The sequence below is a fragment of the Dysosmobacter sp. Phy genome, assembly GCF_054476235.1.
Window position 1 is genome coordinate 518,212 of record NZ_CM136997.1, and the last position, 18,817, is coordinate 537,028.

The window sequence follows — 18,817 nt, forward strand, 5'->3', positions numbered from 1 at the left end:
CGCATTTATTTCAGCGTCACCACGGTGACGCCGCTCTCGCCCTCGCCGTAGACGCCCAGGCGGAAGCTCTTGACGGCCCTGTTCCGCCGCAGGATGTCGTGGACGGCCTTGCGCAGGGCGCCGGTGCCCTTGCCGTGGATGATGGTGACGGTCTCCAGCCGGCCCATGACGGCGGCGGAGAGGAAGTTCTCCACCACGCCCTCTGCCTCCAGAGTCTCCAGGCCCCGGATGTCCAGCTCCCGGGCGGCGGAGGACCGCAGCGCCCGGTCCGCGTTCTGCCGGATGGCGACGGCGGGGGCCTTCTTCCGGGCGGCCCGCTCGTCGTCCTCGATGAGCCGGACCTCATCGGCCCTGGCCTTCATTTTCAAAATGCCGGACTTTAATTGCAGCGTGCCGTCCTTGCCCACGGACACCACCTCCGCCGGCGTCTTGACGCCGGGGATCTCCACCAGATCTCCCGCCCGGATGGGGCGGCTGGGCTTGGGGATGGGCTCCTGCCGGGCGTCCCGGCGGGTGACGGCCTCCTCGGCCTCGTTGAGGGTCCGTCGCAGGGCGGCCCGGGCCTCGTTGTCGTTGAGGGCCCGGTCGGCCTTGGCCTGGGCCTTGCGCATCTCGCTGAGCTCCGCGAACACCTGATCCGCCGCCGCCCGGGCGTCCCGGACGATCCGCTTGGCCTCTGCCTCGCCCCGGCTGCGGGCGTTGTCCTTGGCCCGTTCCATCTGCTGCCGGAACTCCCGGGCCTTGCGGGCGTCCTCCTCCCGCTGGGCGTAGAGGCGGTCCGCCTCCAGCTCCCGCTTCTCCAGCGCCTGGCGCTTGGCCTCCAGCTCTGTCAGCACGTCCTCGAACCGGACGCTCTCGCCGCTCATCTGGACCTTGGCCGCTTCGATGACCTCCGCCGGCAGGCCCAGCCGCGCCGAGATGGCGAAGGCGTTGGACTTGCCGGGAATGCCGATCAGCAGCCGGTAAGTGGGGCTCAGCGTCTCCACGTTGAACTCGCAGGAGGCGTTTTCCACCCCGGCGGTGGTCATGGCAAAGGTTTTCAGCTCCGCGTAATGGGTGGTGGCGGCCACCTTGGACCCCCGCTTCCGGACGTCCTGGATGATGGCGATAGCCAGCGCCGCGCCCTCCACCGGGTCCGTGCCGGCCCCCAGCTCGTCGAACAGCACCAGGCTGCGGCGGCCCGCCTCCTTCAAAATAGCCACAATATTGACCATATGTGCCGAGAAAGTGGACAAGCTCTGCTCGATGCTCTGCTCGTCGCCGATGTCCGCCAGCACTTGTTCATACACGGACACAGCGCTGCGGTCCCCGGCGGGGATGTGGAGGCCGCACTGGGTCATCAGGGTCAGCAGGCCCAGCGTCTTGAGGCTCACGGTCTTGCCGCCGGTGTTGGGGCCGGTGATGACCAGGGTGTCGAAGTCCCCGCCCAGCTGGATGTCGATGGGCACTGCCGTCTTGGGGTCCAGCAGCGGATGCCGGGCTTTTCGCAGGGAGATGGCCCCATCCCGCCGAACCTCCGGCCGGACGGCGTCCATCTTGTAGCTGAGCTGGCCCCGGGCGAAGATCACGTCCAGATGCACCAGGGCGTCGTAGTCCCACTGGATATCCTCCCGGTGGGCGGCGGCCTCGGCGGAGAGCTCCGCCAAAATCCGCTCGATCTCCTTCTGCTCCTTGGCCTGGAGCTCGATGAACTCGTTGTTGGCCTGGACCACCCCCATAGGCTCCACGAAAAGGGTGGCGCCGGTGGAGGAGATGTCATGGACCAGGCCGGGCAGGTCGCCCTTGTGCTCGGCCTTCACCGGCACCACGAACCGCCCGTCCCGCTGGGTAATGATGGTCTCCTGCAAGATCTTGGAGTAGCTGGGAGAGGAGATGATCTTTTGCAAAATCTGGCGGCTCTTGGCCTGGGCCGCGCGCATATGGCGGCGGATGTCCGCCAGCTCTGTGCTGGCGGCGTCGGCCACGGTGTCCTCGTCGGGCAGGCACCGCTTGATCTTCTCCTCCAGGAAGCGGTTGCCGTGGAGGGACAAAAACAGGTGGTCGATAGCGGTCTTTTCCGCCGCCTCGTCGTTGAAGTACTCCTTACACCGGCGGGCGGCGGTCAGCAGATCCGCGATGGTCAGCAGCTCGTGGTTATTGAGACTGCCGCCCCGGTCCGCCCGGTCCAGGGCCTCCGCCACCGGCTTCACACCGGAGAAGGAAGGGCTCCCCCGCAGGCCGATCATAGCCCGCGCCGCGTCGGTCTGGTCCAGAAGACGCAGCACCTCCTCCGCCTCCGTCTCCGGCGTCAGGCGGCGGCAGCGGTCCTTGGCGGCGGCGCTGACCGCCTGGTCCGCCAGCAGCTCCAGCACCCGGGGCAGTTCCAGGGTGCGGATGGATTTGTCAAACAGTTCGCTCATAGCTTTGATCTCCTGTCAAGCGATCTCACTTGATGGTCATTCGTAAATGTAGGGATTTGCCTCCGCCAGCACCCAGGGCATCACATGGTTGAATTCCATCTGGCAGCAGGGCCGGGGAAAATCCTCCGGCAGCAGGTCACATTCGTTCTTGAAGCCCACAGAGAAGCCCTCCGCCAGCTCATGCCACCCCGCCGGGAACACCTCGTAATCTCCCGGCCGGGAGGACCCTTCCAGCACGGTGCCCACCAGGTGGTACCACCCGCCGCCGGAGAGGTCCTTCTCCGTGCCCTGGTAGTACATCAGCTCCCCCGGCTTCTCCGGATTCAGACCCAGAGCGTCAAAAAAGTCTTTTACCGCCTGCGGCAGGTCTTTCACCGCCTGGGCGAAATTCCGGCACCCGTCGCACTCGCAGGTGATCCAGGGCTCGTTGTAGGCGGCGTAGTAAGCCCGGGTGGCCTCCACATCCACCAAGAGGCGGTAGCCGCCGAGGGTGAATTCCGTCATATTTTGCTCCTTTTTGTAGAAACGATGGTTAATATTACAGTTTGTATTCTAATTTGACGGCAGTTGCAGGCTCTTGTAGAAATCCAGGGTCCGGAATCCCCGCTCCAGCTGGGCAGAGACGAAGGCCTCCGCCGCGGCGTTCAGCCGCCCCAGGGCCTCCGGGCCCAGGGTGAAGGAGTAGAGCCGCTTGGCCTCTCCGTACACGATATGCCGCAGGGCGGCCAGGGAGTCCCGGCACAGAGGCAGGGATTTTAGCCGCTCCCCCACGCCGCACTTGCCGCAGCGCAGCACCCCCTGGACCACGTCCAGCATGGGGTTCTCCGGATCGGGAGTTCCGCAGTAGGCGCAGCTGTCCGCCAGGGGCTCGTATCCGGCCAGGCAGAGAAGCCGCAGCTCGAAGGCAGGCTTCACGATGGCCGGCGGCTTATGTAAAGCGGAAAGCGCATACAGCCCGTTCAGAAGAAGGCGCAGCGTCTCCGGCACCGGGATCTCCGGGGCGGTGACCGCCTCGGTCAGCTCCGCCAGATAGCACCCCAGGGCCAGGGCCTCCAGATCGGCCCACAGCCCCATGAACTGCTCCTCCACGGAGGCCTCCCGGACGTAGAACCACTCTCCCCGCTGGAAGAGGGTCCACTCGGAGTAGGTCAGGATCTGGGCGCAGGCGGCGTACTTGCAGCTTTTGCGGCGGACCCCCTTGGCGATGACGGGGATCTTTCCCCGCTCCGCCGTCAGAACGGTCAGGATCTTGTCGGCGTCCTTGGTCTCGGTCTCCCGCAGGACGACGCCTTTGGTCACGATGTAGGGCACGGACGCCACGGCTCCTCCCTCCTTCCGGCATGGGGGCGGCAAACGCCGCCCCGGGCGTCAGGGCAGAGGGCGCTCTCCCTCCGCCGAACGGTACAGCATATAGGCCAGGGGCTCCCCGGTCAGGCAGAACATCTCCCAATAGATTTCAGAATCCGATCTCATACGGCAGACCTCCTTTTACAGGGATAGTCTGCGGAATTTGTCGAAGGTTATAGGTGGAAATGACAGGCAGAGATCAGTACAGCAACACAAAATAGATCACGTAGAACCAGCTCAGCAGACCGTGTACGATGGCCCAGCCCACGGACTGCCACGTGGTATAGCTGATTACCATGGCCAGGGCGCTGCCAAACGTGATTCCTGTTTTTACCGTCTTTTTCACGATGGTGGTTCTCTCTTCCATCAAAAACGCCTCCTGTCTGTCCGGCTGGTAAACCGGCGGGTGGGGCCAATCCTTCCGCTCCCGCCTGATTCGTCCCGGTAGCCGAAGCCTCTCACGTAATTCATATTGTCCCGCCAGTTTGCCCCACCGGATGTCCCATCCGGCGGTGACCCCGCGATTGCTCTCAAATCGCCGGAAATGAATTCCGCCGATTTCAAGGGTCCGCTCCGCGGACCGCTTGACGCCGCTTCCGCGGCGGCGGGGCGCTGCCCCGCTGCGGAAAACCGGCGGGCGGCGGATACTGCTTTCCTTCCGCCTTATTCGTCCCGGTAGCCGAAGCCTCTCACGTAATTCATATTGTCCCGCCAGTTTTCCTTGACCTTCACCCAGGTCTCCAGAAACACCTTCGTACCCATGAACTTCTCCATGTCCCGGCGGGCCAGGGAGCTGATCTTTTTCAGCATGGCCCCCTGCTTGCCGATGATGATGCCCTTGTGGCTGGCCTTCTCGCAGTAGATCACCGCGTCCACGTCCACCACGCCGCTGTCCCGCTCGGAGAATTTGGTAATCTCCACGGCGGTGCCGTGGGGGATCTCCTTGTCCAGGCACAGCAGCAGCTTCTCCCGCAGGATCTCACCCATCATCTGCCGCTCCGGCTGGTCGGAGGTCTGGCCCTCCGGGAACAGCCGGGGGCTCTCCTGGCCGTACTTGCGCAGCTCGCCCATCAGCTCCTCCAGCCCCGCGCCGGTGTGGGCGGAGATGGGCAGGATGGCATCGAAGCCGTCCCAGACTTCGTTATAGGCGGCGATCACCGGCAGCAGCTCCGCCGGCTCCACGGTGTCGATCTTGTTGATGCACAGGATGCAGGGGAGCTGTTCTTCCCGGATGCGGTCAATCAGGGCCTGCTCCGGGGCGCCTACATGGGCGATGGGTTCCACCAGCAAAAGGGCGCAGTCCACGTCGGAGAGGCTGGAGGTGACCACCTTCACCATATACTCTCCCAGGGCGTGACGGGGCTTGTGGAGGCCCGGGGTGTCCAGCAGGATGAACTGAGTGTCCCCCCGCTCCACCACGCCGTAAATACGGTTGCGGGTGGTCTGGGCCTTGTTGGAGACGATAGCGACCTTCTCCCCCACCAGGGCGTTGGTCAGGCTGGACTTGCCCACATTGGGCCGTCCGCAGACGGTGATCATGGCGACATTTTTGATTTCAGACATAGGTGATCCTCAACTTTCTTTCATTTGAGCATTATTTTTTGAGAAGAGACGTCTTGACAACACCGCTCAAATCGGCTATATTGGGTGCGCTGTTCCGCTGCCGAGTGGAACAGAAGCGTTTGCTTTCACACCGTCAGGCCATCGCAGGTGTGAAAACAAGCGCTATTTTTTATTTTGGAGGTACAGTGGTCATGGCATGGATCAATTTGTTCATTGCAGGCGGGTTGGAGGTCTTTTGGTCCACCTTTCTGAAACTCTCAGAGGGATTTACCCGCCCTCTGTACAGCGTAATAGCTGTAGCAGGTATGACCCTCAGCTTCTTCTTTCTCGCCCAAGCCACCAAGGTACTCCCTCTGGGCACAGCCTATGGTATCTGGACGGGAATCGGAGCTGTGGGCGCCGTGGCAGTGGGGATCATTCTTTTTAAAGAACCGGTCACCGCCCTTCGGCTGCTCTTCGCAGCACTTTTGCTGGTGGGTATTATCGGTCTGAAAATCACCTCAACCCATTGACACCCCGCCTTACCCCAGCATCCGTCTGAGATACTGGCCCGTATAGCTCTTCTCGCAGGCGGCCACTTCCTCCGGCGTGCCGGTACAGACGATGGTACCGCCGCCGTCGCCGCCCTCGGGGCCCAGGTCGATGAGATGATCGGCGCACTTGATGACATCCAGGTTGTGCTCGATGACCACCACGGTGTTGCCGCCCTCCACCAGCCGCTGGAGGACCTCCAGGAGCTTTCGCACGTCGTCGCTGTGGAGGCCGGTGGTGGGCTCGTCCAGGATATAGATGGTCTTTCCCGTGGCGATCTTGCTCAGCTCCGTGGCCAGCTTCACCCGCTGGGCCTCGCCGCCGGAGAGCTCCGTGGAGGGCTGGCCCAGCTTCACGTACCCCAGGCCCACATCCTGGAGGGTCTGGAGCTTGTTGCGCAGCTTCGGCAGGGCGGAGAAGAACTCCACTCCCTCGTCCACGGTCATGTCCAGCACGTCGGCGATGTTCTTGCCCTTGTAGTGGACCTCCAGGGTCTCCCGGTTATACCGCTTTCCCTTGCACACCTCGCAGGGCACGAAGATGTCCGGCAGGAAGTGCATCTCGATCTTCAGCATACCGTCGCCGGAGCAGGCCTCGCACCGGCCGCCCCGGACGTTGAAGGAGAACCGGCCGGGCCCGTAGCCCCGGCTCTTGGCCTCCTGGGTGGCGGCGAACAGATCCCGGATGTCGTTGAAAAGCCCCGTATAGGTGGCCGGGTTGGACCGGGGCGTCCGGCCGATGGGGCTCTGGTCGATGTTGACCACCTTGTCCAGATACTCGATCCCCTCGATCCGGTCGCACTTGCCGGGGTGGACCTTCATCCGCATCAGCTCCGCCCCCAGCCGCTTGAAGAGGATCTCGTTGACGAGGGACGACTTTCCACTGCCGGAGACACCGGTGACCACGGTAAAGGTTCCTAATGGGAAGGTGACGTCGATGTGCCGCAGGTTGTTCTCCGCCGCGCCCACGACCTTCAGGAACTTTCCGCTGCCCTTACGGCGCACAGAGGGAACCGGGATTTTTTTCTTGCCGGAGAGATACTGGCCGGTCAAGCTGTTGGGATCGGCCATGACCTCCTCCGGCGTACCGGCGGAGACCACCTCGCCGCCGTGGATGCCGGCACCGGGACCGATGTCGATGAGGTAATCGGCGGCGCGCATGGTGTCCTCGTCGTGCTCCACCACCAGCAGTGTGTTGCCCAGGTCCCGGAGATTCCGGAGCGTAGAGAGCAGCTTATCGTTGTCCCGCTGGTGGAGGCCGATGGAGGGCTCGTCCAAGATATAGAGGACCCCCATGAGACTGGAGCCGATCTGGGTAGCCAGACGGATCCGCTGGCTCTCGCCGCCGGAGAGGGTCCCGGCGCTGCGGCTCAGGGTCAGGTATCCCAGGCCCACGGACTGGAGAAAGCCCAGCCGGGACCGGATCTCCTTGAGGATCCGGTCGGCGATCAGGTGCTGCTGCTCCGTCAGCTCCAGCCGATCTACCCATTGGAGCTCGTCCACTACGGACAGGCGGGTCAAAGCGTCGATGTCCTTATCCCCCACGGTGACGGCCAGGGACTCCTTTTTCAGCCGCTTGCCCTTGCAGGTGGGGCAGGGGCACTCCGCCATCAGCTCCTCCAGCTCCCGCTTGCTGGCGTCGGACTGGGTCTCCCGCCAGCGGCGCTCGATGTTGTTGCAGATGCCCTCGAAGGGCTGGTATAAAACGCCCTTGCCCCGGGGCTGGTCGTAGTGAAGCTCCAGCTTCTCCCCGCCGGTGCCGTAGAAGATGATCTCCTTGATGTCCTCCGGCAGGGTGTCCCAGGGCTCCGTCAGGGAGAAGTGATACTTTTTGGACAACGCCTCAAAGTACATCCGGGAGATGCCGTCGCCCCGGATATTGTTCCAGCCGCTGGCCTGGATGGCCCCCTCCAGGATAGACAATGACCCGTCCGGCACGATCAGGGCCGGGTCCACCTTCAGCTGGCTGCCCAGACCCGTGCAGGTGGGGCAGGCGCCGAAGGGGTTGTTGAAGGAGAACATCCGGGGGGTCAGCTCCTCGATGGAGATACCGCAGTCCTCGCAGGCGTAGTTCTGGGAGAACATCAGGTCCTGCTCCTCCCGCAGCAGGTTGACGATCACCAGCCCCCCGGAGAGGTTGGAGGCGGTCTCCACGCTGTCGGTCAGCCGCTGCTGGATGTCGGGACGAATGATGAGCCGGTCCACGATGACCTCGATGTTGTGCTTCTTATTCTTCTCCAGCTTGATCTCCTCGTCCAGCTCGTAGAGGTTCCCGTCGGCCCGGGCCCGGACGTAGCCGGAGCGCTTGGCATCCTCGAACACCTTGGCGTGCTCGCCCTTCTTGCCCCGGATCACCGGAGCCATGACCTGGATGCGGGTGCCCTCGGGCAGAGCCAGGACCTGGTCAATGATCTGGTCGATGGTCTGCTGGCGGATGACCTTGCCGCACTTGGGGCAGTGGGGCGTACCCACCCGGGCCCAGAGCAGGCGCAGGTAGTCGTAGATCTCCGTCACCGTGCCCACAGTGGAACGGGGGTTCTTGCTGGTGGTCTTTTGGTCGATGGAGATGGCCGGAGAGAGGCCCTCGATATAGTCCACGTCCGGCTTGTCCATCTGCCCCAGGAACATCCGGGCGTAGGAGCTTAAAGACTCCACGTACCGCCGCTGTCCCTCGGCGTAGATGGTGTCGAAGGCCAGTGAGGACTTGCCGGAGCCGCTGAGGCCCGTCATCACCACCAGCTTGTCCCGGGGGATGGTGACGTCGATATTTTTCAGGTTGTTGGCGCGGGCGCCTTTGACGATGATCTTGTCCTGCATGGGGGATGGTTCTCCTTTTATTTCGTTCAAATGCCGCGCAATGGCGGCGAGTAATTCTTTTTCCGAAGGCCGGGAGGTTCCCGGGGGACTGCACCCCCCATTTTCTTTTGTCAAGACAAAAGAAAATGGGGGCGGATCCCCTGCGGGGAGCCCGCAGTCCCCTCCCGGCCCGCCGGGGGCGGAAAGCAAGGCAGTACGCCGCTTACCGCGTCTCGCTCCTGCCCAGCAGATAGTCCGTCGTCACGCCATAGTAATCCGCCAGGGTACACAATGTCAAGGTGGGAAGGTTGACTTTCCCTGCTTCCATACGGCGGTAATGCACCTCTGTAATTCCCAGGAACTCCGCCATATCCTTCTGATACGCTTTCCGTTCCTTGCGCAGTTCCCGCAGTCTTTCACCCAATACCTTTAATGTTTCCATACAATTTCTCCTTGACACAGATCATATAATGTTCTATAATAGCCATGTAGAGATCATTAAATGTTCTGTGAGGTAATTCCATGAACCCCATCTACGAAAAGCTCTTCGACAGCTACGGCTGCTCCATCCTCAAAGAAGCGGACAACTACGACGAGGATGCCATCACCGCCCTGCTGGAGCAGTGTGCCCCGGACCAGAAAGCCCGCTTGAAACTGGAGGACGCCTTCTTCGACCGCTACCTCCGCTGGTCCGCCGATGCCTTTGCCCTGGGGCTGCACCTGGGATTATCCCTGCTCCACGATCAGGTCCGCCGTGTCCGCTCCCAGCAGGTCCAGTAAGGCCCGGGGCGCCAGCTCCACCTGCGCGCCGATCTTTCCGGCGGAGATATAGATGGTGTCGTAGTCCAGCACCGTCTCATGGAACACCGTGGGGTACTGCTTCTTCATACCCACGGGGCTGCATCCGCCCCGGATGTAGCCGGTGACGGCGTTGATCTCCGCCACGTGCAGCAGCTCGATGGACTTCTCCCCCACCGCCCGGGCGGCCTTCTTCAGATCCAGGTTTTCCGCCACGGGCACCTCAAATACATAGATGCCCTTGGAGGCGCCCCGGGCCACCAGGGTCTTGAAGCCCCGGGCCGGGTCCTGGCCCAGGGCCGCCGCCACGTGGACGCCGTACTCCCGGGTGCCCTCAGGCCCCTCGCTGTCGTCATAAAACCGCGCGGTGTAGGGGATCTTCTTCTGATCCAGGATCCGCATGACGTTGGTCTTTTCCTCTTTTTTCTTTGCCATCGTTCTCTCACCTCAGAATATACACGCCAGCCAGCACGCACACGATGCCGCCGGCGGTGAGGGCGCTCATGGGCTCCTGGAACACCAGCACCCCGGCCAGGGACGCCACCACCGGCTCCAGGCTTGCCATAATGCTGGCCCTGCCCGCCTCCACCTGGCTGAGCCCCCGGGTGTACAGGATGTAGGGGGCTACGGTGGAGAAGGCCACCAGCCCCGCCGCCGTCAGCCACAGGGACGGACGGCTGGAAAAGGCCGCCGCGATCTCCGCCGGCCGCAGCAGCACCAGCGACGCAGGGCCCGCGAACAAAAACGTCCACACCGTCACGGTCATGGAATCGTAGTGGGCCAGGGCGTACCGGCCGAACACGCTGTACAGGGCATAGAAAAAGCCCGCTCCCAGGCCCAGCAAAATCCCCGGCACCGTCACCGTCAGGTCCCCGGCAAAGACGCCGCAGACCAGGGCGCAGCCCACCAGCGTCAGCCCCAGGGCCGCCAGCTTCCGCTTCGTGACCGGCTCCTTCCACAGGATGGCCGACAGCACCACCACGAAGGAGGGCGCCGTATACAGCAGGATGGAGGCCACCGCCAGGGAGCAGAGCTTCTGGCAGGTGAAGTAGCACAGGGTGAACAGCACCACGCTCACTACGCCGGTGCCGAAGAAGTACTTGAGATGGGCCCGCTTCACGCGGAACACGGATCGGTCCCGCAGGGCGAACACCGCCGACAGCAGCGCCATGCCGCCGAAGTTCCGCACCACCACGATGGAGGCCGGGGACAGTCCTCCGGCCATCAGGCGGCGGTTCCGCACGCCGATGATGCCCCACAGGGCCGCTGCCGCCAGGATGCAGGCGCAGGCCCCGGCGGCGCTCTTTTTGTTCTCTCTCACCGTAAAACGCTCGCTTTGCATGGATTCAGGCGGCCGTCCGCCCGTTGCTTACAAGATCATCACGAAGGTCCCGGCGGTGATCAGCACGCCGCCCAGGACGGTCTTGAGGTCCGGCTGCTCATGGAGCACCAGAAAGGCCAGTACCAGGGAGATCACCACGCTGAACTTGTCCACCGGCACCACACGGCTGGCCTGGCCGATCTGGAGGGCGTGGTAGTAGCACAGCCAGGAAAGGCCCGTGGCCGCGCCGGAGAGGGTCAGAAACACCCAGCTGCGCCGGCCGATGTCGGCCAGCCCTCCGATTTTTCCCGTCAGCAGCACGATGCCCCAGGCCAGCACCAGCACCACGGTGGTGCGGATGGCCGTGGCCAGATTGGAGTCCACGTTCTCAATGCCGATCTTTGCCAGAATGGACGTGAGGGCAGCGAACACCGCCGACAGCAGGGCAAACAAAAACCACATACCGTCATCTCCCAAAGATGAAATTTTTCGCGGCCCGAGGGCCGTTCTTTTGTTTGGCCGAAAGGCCTGGTCCCCACCGGAAAAGCCCACAGCGCCCGCCGACAGCGGGGTGCGATGGTTACCGAGGCAGCGGGCGGATATTGAATTCGCCCCTACAACCCCAATCAGAAAGCCCTCATCGTCCGCTGGGGCAGCGCGTAACGCGCGGAGACAGGAGCAGAGACAAATGCGGTCTTGCGCCCCGGTCATCCGCCGCACGGTCTGTGCGGCTCCGGGGTATTTCGACCACCGGGGGACGGCGCAGGGTCGACGAGGCTTCCAACATCTGTCGGACCGATTCGCTCGACTCTCGTATTTGCCGGACCTTGCGCCTGCGGTGCAAAGTCCGGCACCCGGCGCTTTTTCTCTTGGACCGGCCGCGGCCCGTTCTCTTTTTGGCGCTGTCAAAAAGAGAATGGGGGGCGGATCCCCACGGGGGCCCCACAGCCACTCCGGCCCGCCGGTGCACTGATAAGTGCCTGTGCAGTACACAGGCACCAAATCCTCAATGGCCCAGCAAAACCCGAATGCCCTGCAAGGCTCTGTGCGCCGTCTTTTGGTCTATCAGCCCTTCCTTCGCCCATGTGGTAATTGTAATGGAATGGTCAAAAAACTCCAATTCTGCCACAGCGGGATTTCTTTGGGCAGCGCCGCTCTCTATGAACAGCACAATCCGCTGATTGGACACATTTGTTATAACAGTGCCACAGCCGCTCAGCATAAGCAGCGCCTCATCATAGCCGCAGGTATCCCGCGCCGTATACTGCTCCCGCTCGATCCGGAGCTTTGCATATTGTTTACGAGACAAGGACATCAGAAAGCCTGGAAACAGCGCTTCAAAAGCTTGCTCCAGCAATGCTTTTACTTCGGGCTCTCTCATCATACAATCCACCTCCAAATCAAGCAAGGCAGACGACTTTCTGCATGAATACCTGAATATATGGAGCACAAAGTGTTACTGCCCTCTCAGCTCGATGATCCGGTCACGCAGCACTGCCGCGTACTCGAACTCCAACATTTTGGACGCTTCCTTCATTGTCCCACATGGCTCCGCCATGCGGGAACCCTTTGATTTCACTCAAATCGTCCGGAGTGAATCCGGCCGATTTCAAGGCTTTGCCCTCTCGGGCAAAGCGCTTGACGCGCCTCAGGCGCGCCCCGCAGTGCGGGGCCCCGAAAATGAAGGAAGCTACTGCTGCCCTCTCAATTCAATGATCCGGTCACGCAGCACTGCCGCGTACTCGAACTCCAACATTTTGGACGCTTCCTTCATTGTCCCACATGGCTCCGCCATGCGGGAACCCTTTGATTTCACTCAAATCGTCCGGAGTGAATCCGGCCGATTTCAAGGCTTTGCCCTCTCGGGCAAAGCGCTTGACGCGCCTCAGGCGCGCCCCGCAGTGCGGGGCCCCGAAAATGAAGGAAGCTACTGCTGCCCTCTCAATTCAATGATCCGGTCACGCAGCACTGCCGCGTACTCGAACTCCAACATTTTGGACGCTTCCTTCATTTCCTTTTCCAGCTTGGCGATCTCCGCCGCCCGCTCCTGGTCGGAGAGCTTGCGCTTGCGGCGGCCCTTGCCGGGCTCTTCCCCGGCGGTCTTGGAGATCTCCAGGATTTCCCGCACGTCCTTGACAATGGTCTTGGGCACGATGCCGTGAGCCCGGTTGAACTCGTCCTGGATCTTCCGGCGGCGCTCCGTCTCGTCCATGGCGGCCCGCATGGAGGGGGTGATCTCGTCGGCGTAGAGGATGACCAGACCCTCGGCATTCCGGGCCGCCCGGCCGATGGTCTGGATCAGGCTGGTCTCGGACCGGAGGAAGCCCTCCTTGTCGGCGTCCAGAATGGCCACCAGGCTCACCTCCGGCAGGTCCAGGCCCTCCCGCAGGAGGTTGATGCCCACCAGCACATCGAACTCGCCCAGGCGCAGGTCCCGGATGATCTCCATGCGCTCGATGGTCTGAACATCGGAGTGCATGTACCGCACCCGGATGCCGGCATTTTTCAGATACTCCGTCAGGTCCTCCGCCATCTTCTTGGTGAGGGTGGTCACCAGGACCCGCTCGTTTTTGGCAGCGCGGGCGCGGATCTCGTCCATGAGATCGTCGATCTGCCCCTCCACGGGCCGGACCTCCACCCTGGGATCCAGCAGTCCCGTGGGCCGAATCACCTGCTCCACCACCTGGTCCGCCCGCTCCCGCTCGTAGGGGCCGGGCGTGGCGGAGACGAACACCGCCTGGCCGATCCGCTCCTCGAACTCCTCAAATTTCAGCGGCCGGTTGTCGTAGGCGCAGGGCAGCCGGAAGCCGTACTTTACCAGGGAGTCCTTCCGGGCGTGATCGCCGTTGTACATAGCCCGGACCTGGGGCAGCGTCACGTGGCTCTCGTCCACAAACAGGATAAAATCATCCGGGAAGAAGTCCAGCAGCGTCATGGGGGCGGACCCTGCGGGCCGGTCGGAGATGATGCGGGAGTAGTTCTCGATGCCGGAGCAGTAGCCCAGCTCCGCCATCATCTCCATGTCGTACTCCGTCCGCTGACGGATCCGCTGGGCCTCCACCAGCTGCCCATTGTCGGTGAACACCTTCACCTGGTCCTCCAGCTCCGTGCGGATCTGGCCGATGGCCTTGTCCATCTTCTCCTTGGTGGTGACATAGTGGCTGGCGGGGTAGATGGCGATATGGTTCAGCACACGGTTGACCGTGCCGGTGAGGGGGTTGAAGTCACTGATGCGGTCGATCTCGTCCCCGAAGAACTCCACCCGGATGGCGTGGTCCCGGTAGTAGGCCGGGTACAGCTCCACCGTGTCCCCCCGGACCCGGAACATGTTCCGCTCAAAGGCGATGTCGTTGCGCTCGTAGCGGATCTCCACCAGCCGCCGCAGCAGCTCGTCCCGGTCCCACTGGGCTCCCACCCGGAGGGACACCACCAGCTTGGCGAAGTCGTCCGGTTCGCCCAGGCCGTAGATGCAGGACACGGAGGACACCACGATCACGTCCCGCCGCTCCAGCAGCGCGCAGGTAGCACTGAGCCGCAGCCGGTCGATCTCGTCATTGGTGGAGGCGTCCTTGGCGATATAGGTGTCGGTGTGGGGGATATACGCCTCCGGCTGGTAGTAGTCGTAGTAGGAGACGAAGTACTCCACGGCGTTGTTGGGAAAGAACTCCTTGAACTCGGCGCACAGCTGGGCCGCCAGGGTCTTGTTGTGGGCCAGGACCAGAGTGGGCCGCTGGACCTTTTCGATGACCTTGGCCATGGTGAAGGTCTTGCCGGAGCCGGTGACGCCCAGCAGCACCTGCTCCTTCAATCCGTTCTCGATCCCCGCCGCCAGGGCGGCGATGGCCTCCGGCTGGTCACCGGAGGGCTTGTATTCAGAGACCACTTCAAATTTCGGCATAGTTTCCTCTCCGCTGTATGTTCCAGTCTCGGTCGGCGGCCAGCCGGGCCTCTTGGGGGCCCCGCCGCACCGGCGGCGTACAAGTGTCTTGCCTGTGGCAAAACCTTGGACCGGGCCCCGCCTGCCCGGTCATTTCCTGTTAAGGGGTCCCCGCAGAGGCGGAGCCTTTATGGGGCTCGCCGGAGGGCTCGTATTCAGAGGCTGCTTCAAATTTCGGCGTAACAGCAGTATCTCCACAAATCCATCCGGTTTTCCGTCACGGCCATCCTATCACAGCCGCCGAAAAATCGCAACATTTGTTCGATTTTCTTCTTCGTCAAACACGGCAGAAACCCCCTGCCCCCCATTTACCCCAGGTAGCCGCTGTCCGCCATGGACACAAAGTCCCCGTCGGCCACGATGATGTGATCCGCCAGCTCCACGCCGATAGTAGCCAGGGCCTCTTTGGCCCGGTCTGTGGTGGCATAGTCCTCCGGCGAGGGCAAGGCCACGCCGCTGGGGTGGTTGTGGGAGAGGATCACGGCGCTGGCGGAGGTCAGCAGGGCGTTGGACACCATCTGCCGGATGTTCAGATCCGCGCCGGCCACACCGCCCTCGGCCAGCCGCTTGCAGGCCAGCAGCTTTCCCTTGCGGTCCAGGCACAGCTGGTAGATGACCTCATGGGTCTCCCCGGCAAACCGCTCCAGCAGGTATCGTCCCGCCCGCTCCGAGGAGTTGAGGATGGTCTCCTTTTCGCTCTCCGCCAGGCGGGCCTTCCGGGCCAGCAGCGGCGCCAGACGCAGCAAAATGGCAGCGCTCTCTCCGATGCCCTCCACCTTCTGAAGGTCCTCCACAGGAGCGGACAGCACGGCGGAGAGGGACCCGTACCGGTCCATCAGGGCGTGGGCGATGGGGTTGGTGTCCCGGCGGGGGATGGCGTAGTACAGCAGCAGCTCCAGGGCCTCGTGGTCCGCAAAGGCGTCCAGTCCGCCCTGCAGGAACCGCCGGCGCATCTTCTCCCGGTGGCCGTCGTGAATGCCCATCAAGCGCCCTCCTCTCCCCGCCCTCGGAAAACTTGGAATCGTAAACTTGGAATCGTATTATTATATCACAACCCCTGTTCTCCCACAAGGGGAATCCGGGATGTAAAATTCCCTTCAAATCCCCGCCCCGCCTTGACAGCGCCCATAAATTGTCATAATATAAACAGTAGATTGCGGAAAAACTGCATAGGGTCCGGTAGGTAAGGCTACCACAGGGATATGGATCGCTGCCGCGGAGTGATGGAGACATCATGAGATGGTTTGAACAGGCGATATCGAACACGAAGGTATCATCTAACGCGATTTCACCGCCTTGTGAGGCTAAAGCTTGAACGGCGACGAAAACCCGCCAGGGCGGATTTCCGTTTTTGGAGAGGGATCTCCCCCTCAGCCGTACCGGTCGGACGGCTGTGGGGCTTTTTGTTTTTCCGGGCAAAAAATGATCGCCGATCAGAGAGGAGGTCCCGCGGGATGTTTGAGGATGAACGGACGGAGCTGCTGGAAAAAATCGAGGACTACGTAGCCCGAAAACGATACGCCGACCTGCGGGACCTGCTGCTGCCGCTGGAGGCGGCAGATGTCGCCCAGCTCTTTGCCGAGCTGGAGGAACACGCGCTGCCCCTGGCCTTCCGCCTGCTGCCCAAGGAGCAGGCGGCGGAGGTGTTCGTGGAGCTGGACAGCGACCAGCAGGAAATGCTGATCCAGGGCTTTTCCAACACGGAGCTGAAGGAAGTGCTGGACGAGCTGTATCTGGACGATACCGTGGACATCGTGGAGGAGATGCCGGCGGGTGTGGTCAAGCGCATCCTGCGGCACTCGGACCCGGAGATGCGCAAGAGCATCAACGAGATCCTCAAGTATCCGGAGGACTCCACCGGCAGCATCATGACCACGGAGTTCGTGGACCTGAAGGCCACCATGACGGTGGAGGACGCCTTCAAGCGCATCCGCCGCACGGGTCTTGACAAGGAGACCATCAACATCTGCTACGTCACCGACGAGCGCCGCCACCTGACCGGCCTGCTGTCCATCCGGACGCTATTGCTGGCCGACGAGGACGACGTCATCGGCGATATCATGGAGACCAACATCATCTCCGTCCAGACCCTGGACGACCAGGAGACCACCGCCCGCTCTCTGAGCAAGTACAACTTCCTGGCCCTGCCGGTGGTGGACACGGAGAACCGCCTGGTGGGCATTGTCACCGTTGACGACGCCATGGACGTCCTGCAGGAGGAGGTCACGGAGGACATCGAGCTGATGGCCGCCATCCTCCCCTCCGACAAGCCGTATCTGAAAACCGGCGTGCTGGAGACCTGGAAGGCCCGCACACCCTGGCTGCTGATATTGATGCTCTCGGCCACCTTCACCGGCATCATCCTCACCCACTTCGAGTCCTCCCTCTCCGCCTGCGCCATCCTCACCGCCTTCATCCCCATGCTCTCCGGCACCGGCGGCAACAGCGGCACCCAGGCCTCCACCGCCGTAATCCGTGCCCTGTCTCTGGGTGAGGTCCGCTTCTCCGACCTGCTGCGGGTGCTGTGGAAGGAATTCCGGGTATCCCTGTGCTGCGGCGCCTGCCTGGCGGCAGCCAACTTCGTGAAGATGATGGTGGTGGACCGCTGGCTCATGAACAATCCGGAGGTGACGGCGCCGGTAGCCCTGGTGGTGTGCTGCACGCTGGTGGGTACGGTGCTGTGCGCCAAGCTGGTGGGCTGCTCCCTGCCGCTGCTGGCGGAAAAGGCGGGCTTTGACCCGGCGGTCATGGCCTCCCCCTTCATCTCCACCATCGTGGACTCCATCTCTCTGCTGATCTATTTCCAGTTTGCCACGGCGCTTCTGGGGATCTGAATTTTTGAAACGATCAAGGCCGCCTGTTCAGGCGGCCTTTTTTCATGGCTCTCAGCACTCCCGCTTGTTCCAAAGACCGCCGGCGCCGGCTTGCGTCTGTTTGGCAGCGCATAATTTCCGGTCCGCGGCACACACTACCTGCGGCGAAAGCCAAAAGATTTATCACGCAGGAGGATCACGTATATGAAGGATTGCACCAACGGCGCCTGCACCCCCAACCAGAGCATCAAGTGCACGGTCAGCAATTGCGCCCATCACTGCCAGAACCAGGACTACTGCGGCCTGACCAGCATCAGCGTCGGCACCCACGAGACCAACCCCACCAAGATGGAGTGCACCGACTGCCAGAGCTTCCAGATGAAATAAGGCCCCGCTCCACCGGAAGCAGGCGCCTCGCGGCGCCGTGACCGGGACAGACAGGAACCCTCTCATCCCGCCGGGCTTTGGGAGCCCCTTTGGCCTCCCAAGGTCCGGCCTTACATACCACAGCGGAGGGGAGGCGGTCTCACGAAAACCCATCCATGGCCCGCCCGGCTGGGCGGAGCCGCGGCGGGCCTTGCCAACGGGCTGTTCGGCGGAGGCGGCGGCATGGTGCTGCTGCCCATCCTGGCCCGGTGGGGCGGCCTGACCCAGCGGCAGCTGTACGCCACCTGCGTGGGAGTGATCTTCCCTGTGTGCCTGGTGTCGGCGGCGGTGTACCTGCTGCGGGGGCAGCTGGATCTGGAAGCGGCCCTGCCCTACCTGCTGGGCGGCCTGATCGGCGGCTGGATCGGCGGGCGGCTGTACGGCAAGGTGCCTACCGCGGTTTTGAAGTGGCTCTTCGCCGCCTTTCTCTTCTACGGCGGCGTGAGGTATCTGCTGTGACAGCGTGGCTGCTGGCCCTGGCCTGCGGACTGGGGGCCGGGATCCTCTCCGCCTGGGGCGTGGGCGGCGGGACGCTGCTGCTGCTGGTGATGACGCTGCTGCTGGACGTGGATCAGCGGACAGCCCAGGGCATCAATCTGCTGTTCTTTCTGCCCACCGCCGCCAGTGCCCTGGTGTGCCACGCCCGCAGCGGCTGCCTGGACAGGCCCTCCCTCCGGGCCGCCATCCCCTGGGCCGTGGCCGCAGCGGCGGCCGGAGCCTGGCTGGCCACGGCGGCGGACCCCGCTGCGCTGCGAAAGCCCTTCGGGATCTATCTGCTGCTCTCCGGCGTCAGCCTGCTGTGGCCGAAAAAACGGGAGCGTTGAGCCGCTCTGCGTAAAAAAGACCGTGCCCTTTCGGACACGGTCTTTCTGCGTTTTTCTGCGCCG

General features: G+C 62.9%; 21 protein-coding genes and 1 riboswitch. Of the genes, 6 read left to right on the top strand and 15 right to left on the bottom strand.

The features are described 5' to 3' along the window. Window positions 1-5: 5 nt before the first annotated feature. The 5 genes from ACVDHE_RS02580 to era all read right to left on the bottom strand — a co-directional run bounded on the left by ACVDHE_RS02580 (window position 6) and on the right by era (window position 5,309). Complete coding sequence (locus ACVDHE_RS02580; RefSeq protein WP_458885490.1) at window positions 6-2,399, bottom strand: endonuclease MutS2; 2,394 nt, start codon at window positions 2,397-2,399, stop codon at window positions 6-8. Window positions 2,400-2,435: 36 nt separating this feature from the next. Next, window positions 2,436-2,903, bottom strand: coding sequence for a hypothetical protein (locus tag ACVDHE_RS02585; protein WP_418724849.1), 468 nt, complete (start codon window positions 2,901-2,903; stop codon window positions 2,436-2,438). 48 nt (window positions 2,904-2,951) lie between these two features. Beyond that, window positions 2,952-3,719, bottom strand: coding sequence for a DNA repair protein RecO (recO, locus tag ACVDHE_RS02590; protein ID WP_458885491.1), 768 nt, complete (start codon window positions 3,717-3,719; stop codon window positions 2,952-2,954). Window positions 3,720-3,945: 226 nt separating this feature from the next. Further along, complete coding sequence (locus tag ACVDHE_RS02595) at window positions 3,946-4,113, bottom strand: hypothetical protein (protein ID WP_213039532.1); 168 nt, start codon at window positions 4,111-4,113, stop codon at window positions 3,946-3,948. Between the two features lie 296 nt (window positions 4,114-4,409). Then, the gene (gene era / locus ACVDHE_RS02600; RefSeq protein ID WP_213039533.1) at window positions 4,410-5,309 is read right to left on the bottom strand and encodes a GTPase Era; all 900 of its coding nucleotides are present in this window, start codon (window positions 5,307-5,309) and stop codon (window positions 4,410-4,412) included. 2 nt (window positions 5,310-5,311) lie between these two features. Here era and ACVDHE_RS02605 point away from each other — a divergent pair, with 2 nt between their 5' ends. After that, window positions 5,312-5,821, top strand: coding sequence for a DMT family transporter (locus ACVDHE_RS02605; RefSeq protein WP_458885492.1), 510 nt, complete (start codon window positions 5,312-5,314; stop codon window positions 5,819-5,821). Between the two features lie 9 nt (window positions 5,822-5,830). Here the strand turns inward: ACVDHE_RS02605 and uvrA are convergent, their stop codons facing one another. Then, window positions 5,831-8,656, bottom strand: a complete 2,826-nt coding sequence (uvrA, locus tag ACVDHE_RS02610) for an excinuclease ABC subunit UvrA (protein WP_458885493.1) — start codon at window positions 8,654-8,656, stop codon at window positions 5,831-5,833. Between the two features lie 202 nt (window positions 8,657-8,858). After that, window positions 8,859-9,077, bottom strand: coding sequence for a helix-turn-helix domain-containing protein (locus tag ACVDHE_RS02615; protein WP_418724733.1), 219 nt, complete (start codon window positions 9,075-9,077; stop codon window positions 8,859-8,861). An 80-nt stretch (window positions 9,078-9,157) separates the two neighbouring features. Between ACVDHE_RS02615 and ACVDHE_RS02620 the strand changes: the two genes are divergently transcribed. Beyond that, window positions 9,158-9,415: a hypothetical protein gene (locus tag ACVDHE_RS02620; RefSeq protein WP_418724732.1), complete on the top strand. Its 258-nt coding sequence runs from the start codon at window positions 9,158-9,160 to the stop codon at window positions 9,413-9,415. On the opposite strand, the gene ybaK is transcribed toward ACVDHE_RS02620, so the two are convergent. From ybaK to ACVDHE_RS02660, 8 genes are all read right to left on the bottom strand, one after another. Further along, window positions 9,362-9,868, bottom strand: a complete 507-nt coding sequence (gene ybaK, locus ACVDHE_RS02625; protein WP_213039537.1) for a Cys-tRNA(Pro) deacylase — start codon at window positions 9,866-9,868, stop codon at window positions 9,362-9,364. The genes ACVDHE_RS02620 and ybaK overlap by 54 nt on opposite strands. Window positions 9,869-9,875: 7 nt before the next feature. Continuing rightward, entirely contained in the window at window positions 9,876-10,754 is an 879-nt protein-coding gene (locus ACVDHE_RS02630) for a DMT family transporter (RefSeq protein ID WP_458885494.1), read from the bottom strand. A gap of 48 nt (window positions 10,755-10,802) precedes the next feature. Beyond that, entirely contained in the window at window positions 10,803-11,216 is a 414-nt protein-coding gene (locus ACVDHE_RS02635; RefSeq protein WP_213039539.1) for an EamA family transporter, read from the bottom strand. A 544-nt stretch (window positions 11,217-11,760) separates the two neighbouring features. Next, window positions 11,761-12,138, bottom strand: a complete 378-nt coding sequence (locus tag ACVDHE_RS02640; RefSeq protein WP_418724729.1) for a hypothetical protein — start codon at window positions 12,136-12,138, stop codon at window positions 11,761-11,763. Between the two features lie 72 nt (window positions 12,139-12,210). Next, window positions 12,211-12,312, bottom strand: a complete 102-nt coding sequence (locus tag ACVDHE_RS02645; protein WP_213039541.1) for a UvrB/UvrC motif-containing protein — start codon at window positions 12,310-12,312, stop codon at window positions 12,211-12,213. A 132-nt stretch (window positions 12,313-12,444) separates the two neighbouring features. Then, window positions 12,445-12,549, bottom strand: coding sequence for a UvrB/UvrC motif-containing protein (locus ACVDHE_RS02650; protein ID WP_458885495.1), 105 nt, complete (start codon window positions 12,547-12,549; stop codon window positions 12,445-12,447). Window positions 12,550-12,681: 132 nt separating this feature from the next. After that, window positions 12,682-14,652, bottom strand: coding sequence for an excinuclease ABC subunit UvrB (gene uvrB, locus ACVDHE_RS02655; protein WP_458885496.1), 1,971 nt, complete (start codon window positions 14,650-14,652; stop codon window positions 12,682-12,684). 347 nt (window positions 14,653-14,999) lie between these two features. Further along, the gene (locus tag ACVDHE_RS02660) at window positions 15,000-15,674 is read right to left on the bottom strand and encodes a JAB domain-containing protein (RefSeq protein ID WP_325225726.1); all 675 of its coding nucleotides are present in this window, start codon (window positions 15,672-15,674) and stop codon (window positions 15,000-15,002) included. A 185-nt stretch (window positions 15,675-15,859) separates the two neighbouring features. Continuing rightward, a riboswitch (M-box (ykoK) riboswitch) is annotated at window positions 15,860-16,018 on the top strand. 127 nt (window positions 16,019-16,145) lie between these two features. Between ACVDHE_RS02660 and mgtE the strand changes: the two genes are divergently transcribed. The 4 genes from mgtE (at window position 16,146) to ACVDHE_RS02680 (ending at window position 18,754) form a co-directional block, all read left to right on the top strand. After that, window positions 16,146-17,525, top strand: a complete 1,380-nt coding sequence (mgtE, locus tag ACVDHE_RS02665) for a magnesium transporter (protein WP_213039544.1) — start codon at window positions 16,146-16,148, stop codon at window positions 17,523-17,525. A gap of 183 nt (window positions 17,526-17,708) precedes the next feature. Continuing rightward, window positions 17,709-17,891 carry a DUF1540 domain-containing protein gene (locus tag ACVDHE_RS02670; RefSeq protein ID WP_325225721.1) on the top strand — a complete coding sequence of 61 codons (183 nt, stop codon included), beginning with the start codon at window positions 17,709-17,711 and terminating at the stop codon, window positions 17,889-17,891. Between the two features lie 114 nt (window positions 17,892-18,005). Continuing rightward, window positions 18,006-18,389: a sulfite exporter TauE/SafE family protein gene (locus ACVDHE_RS02675; protein WP_213039826.1), complete on the top strand. Its 384-nt coding sequence runs from the start codon at window positions 18,006-18,008 to the stop codon at window positions 18,387-18,389. Continuing rightward, window positions 18,386-18,754: a TSUP family transporter gene (locus ACVDHE_RS02680; protein ID WP_458885497.1), complete on the top strand. Its 369-nt coding sequence runs from the start codon at window positions 18,386-18,388 to the stop codon at window positions 18,752-18,754. Before ACVDHE_RS02675 ends, ACVDHE_RS02680 begins: the two co-directional genes overlap by 4 nt. The last annotated feature ends 63 nt before the right edge of the window (window positions 18,755-18,817 follow it).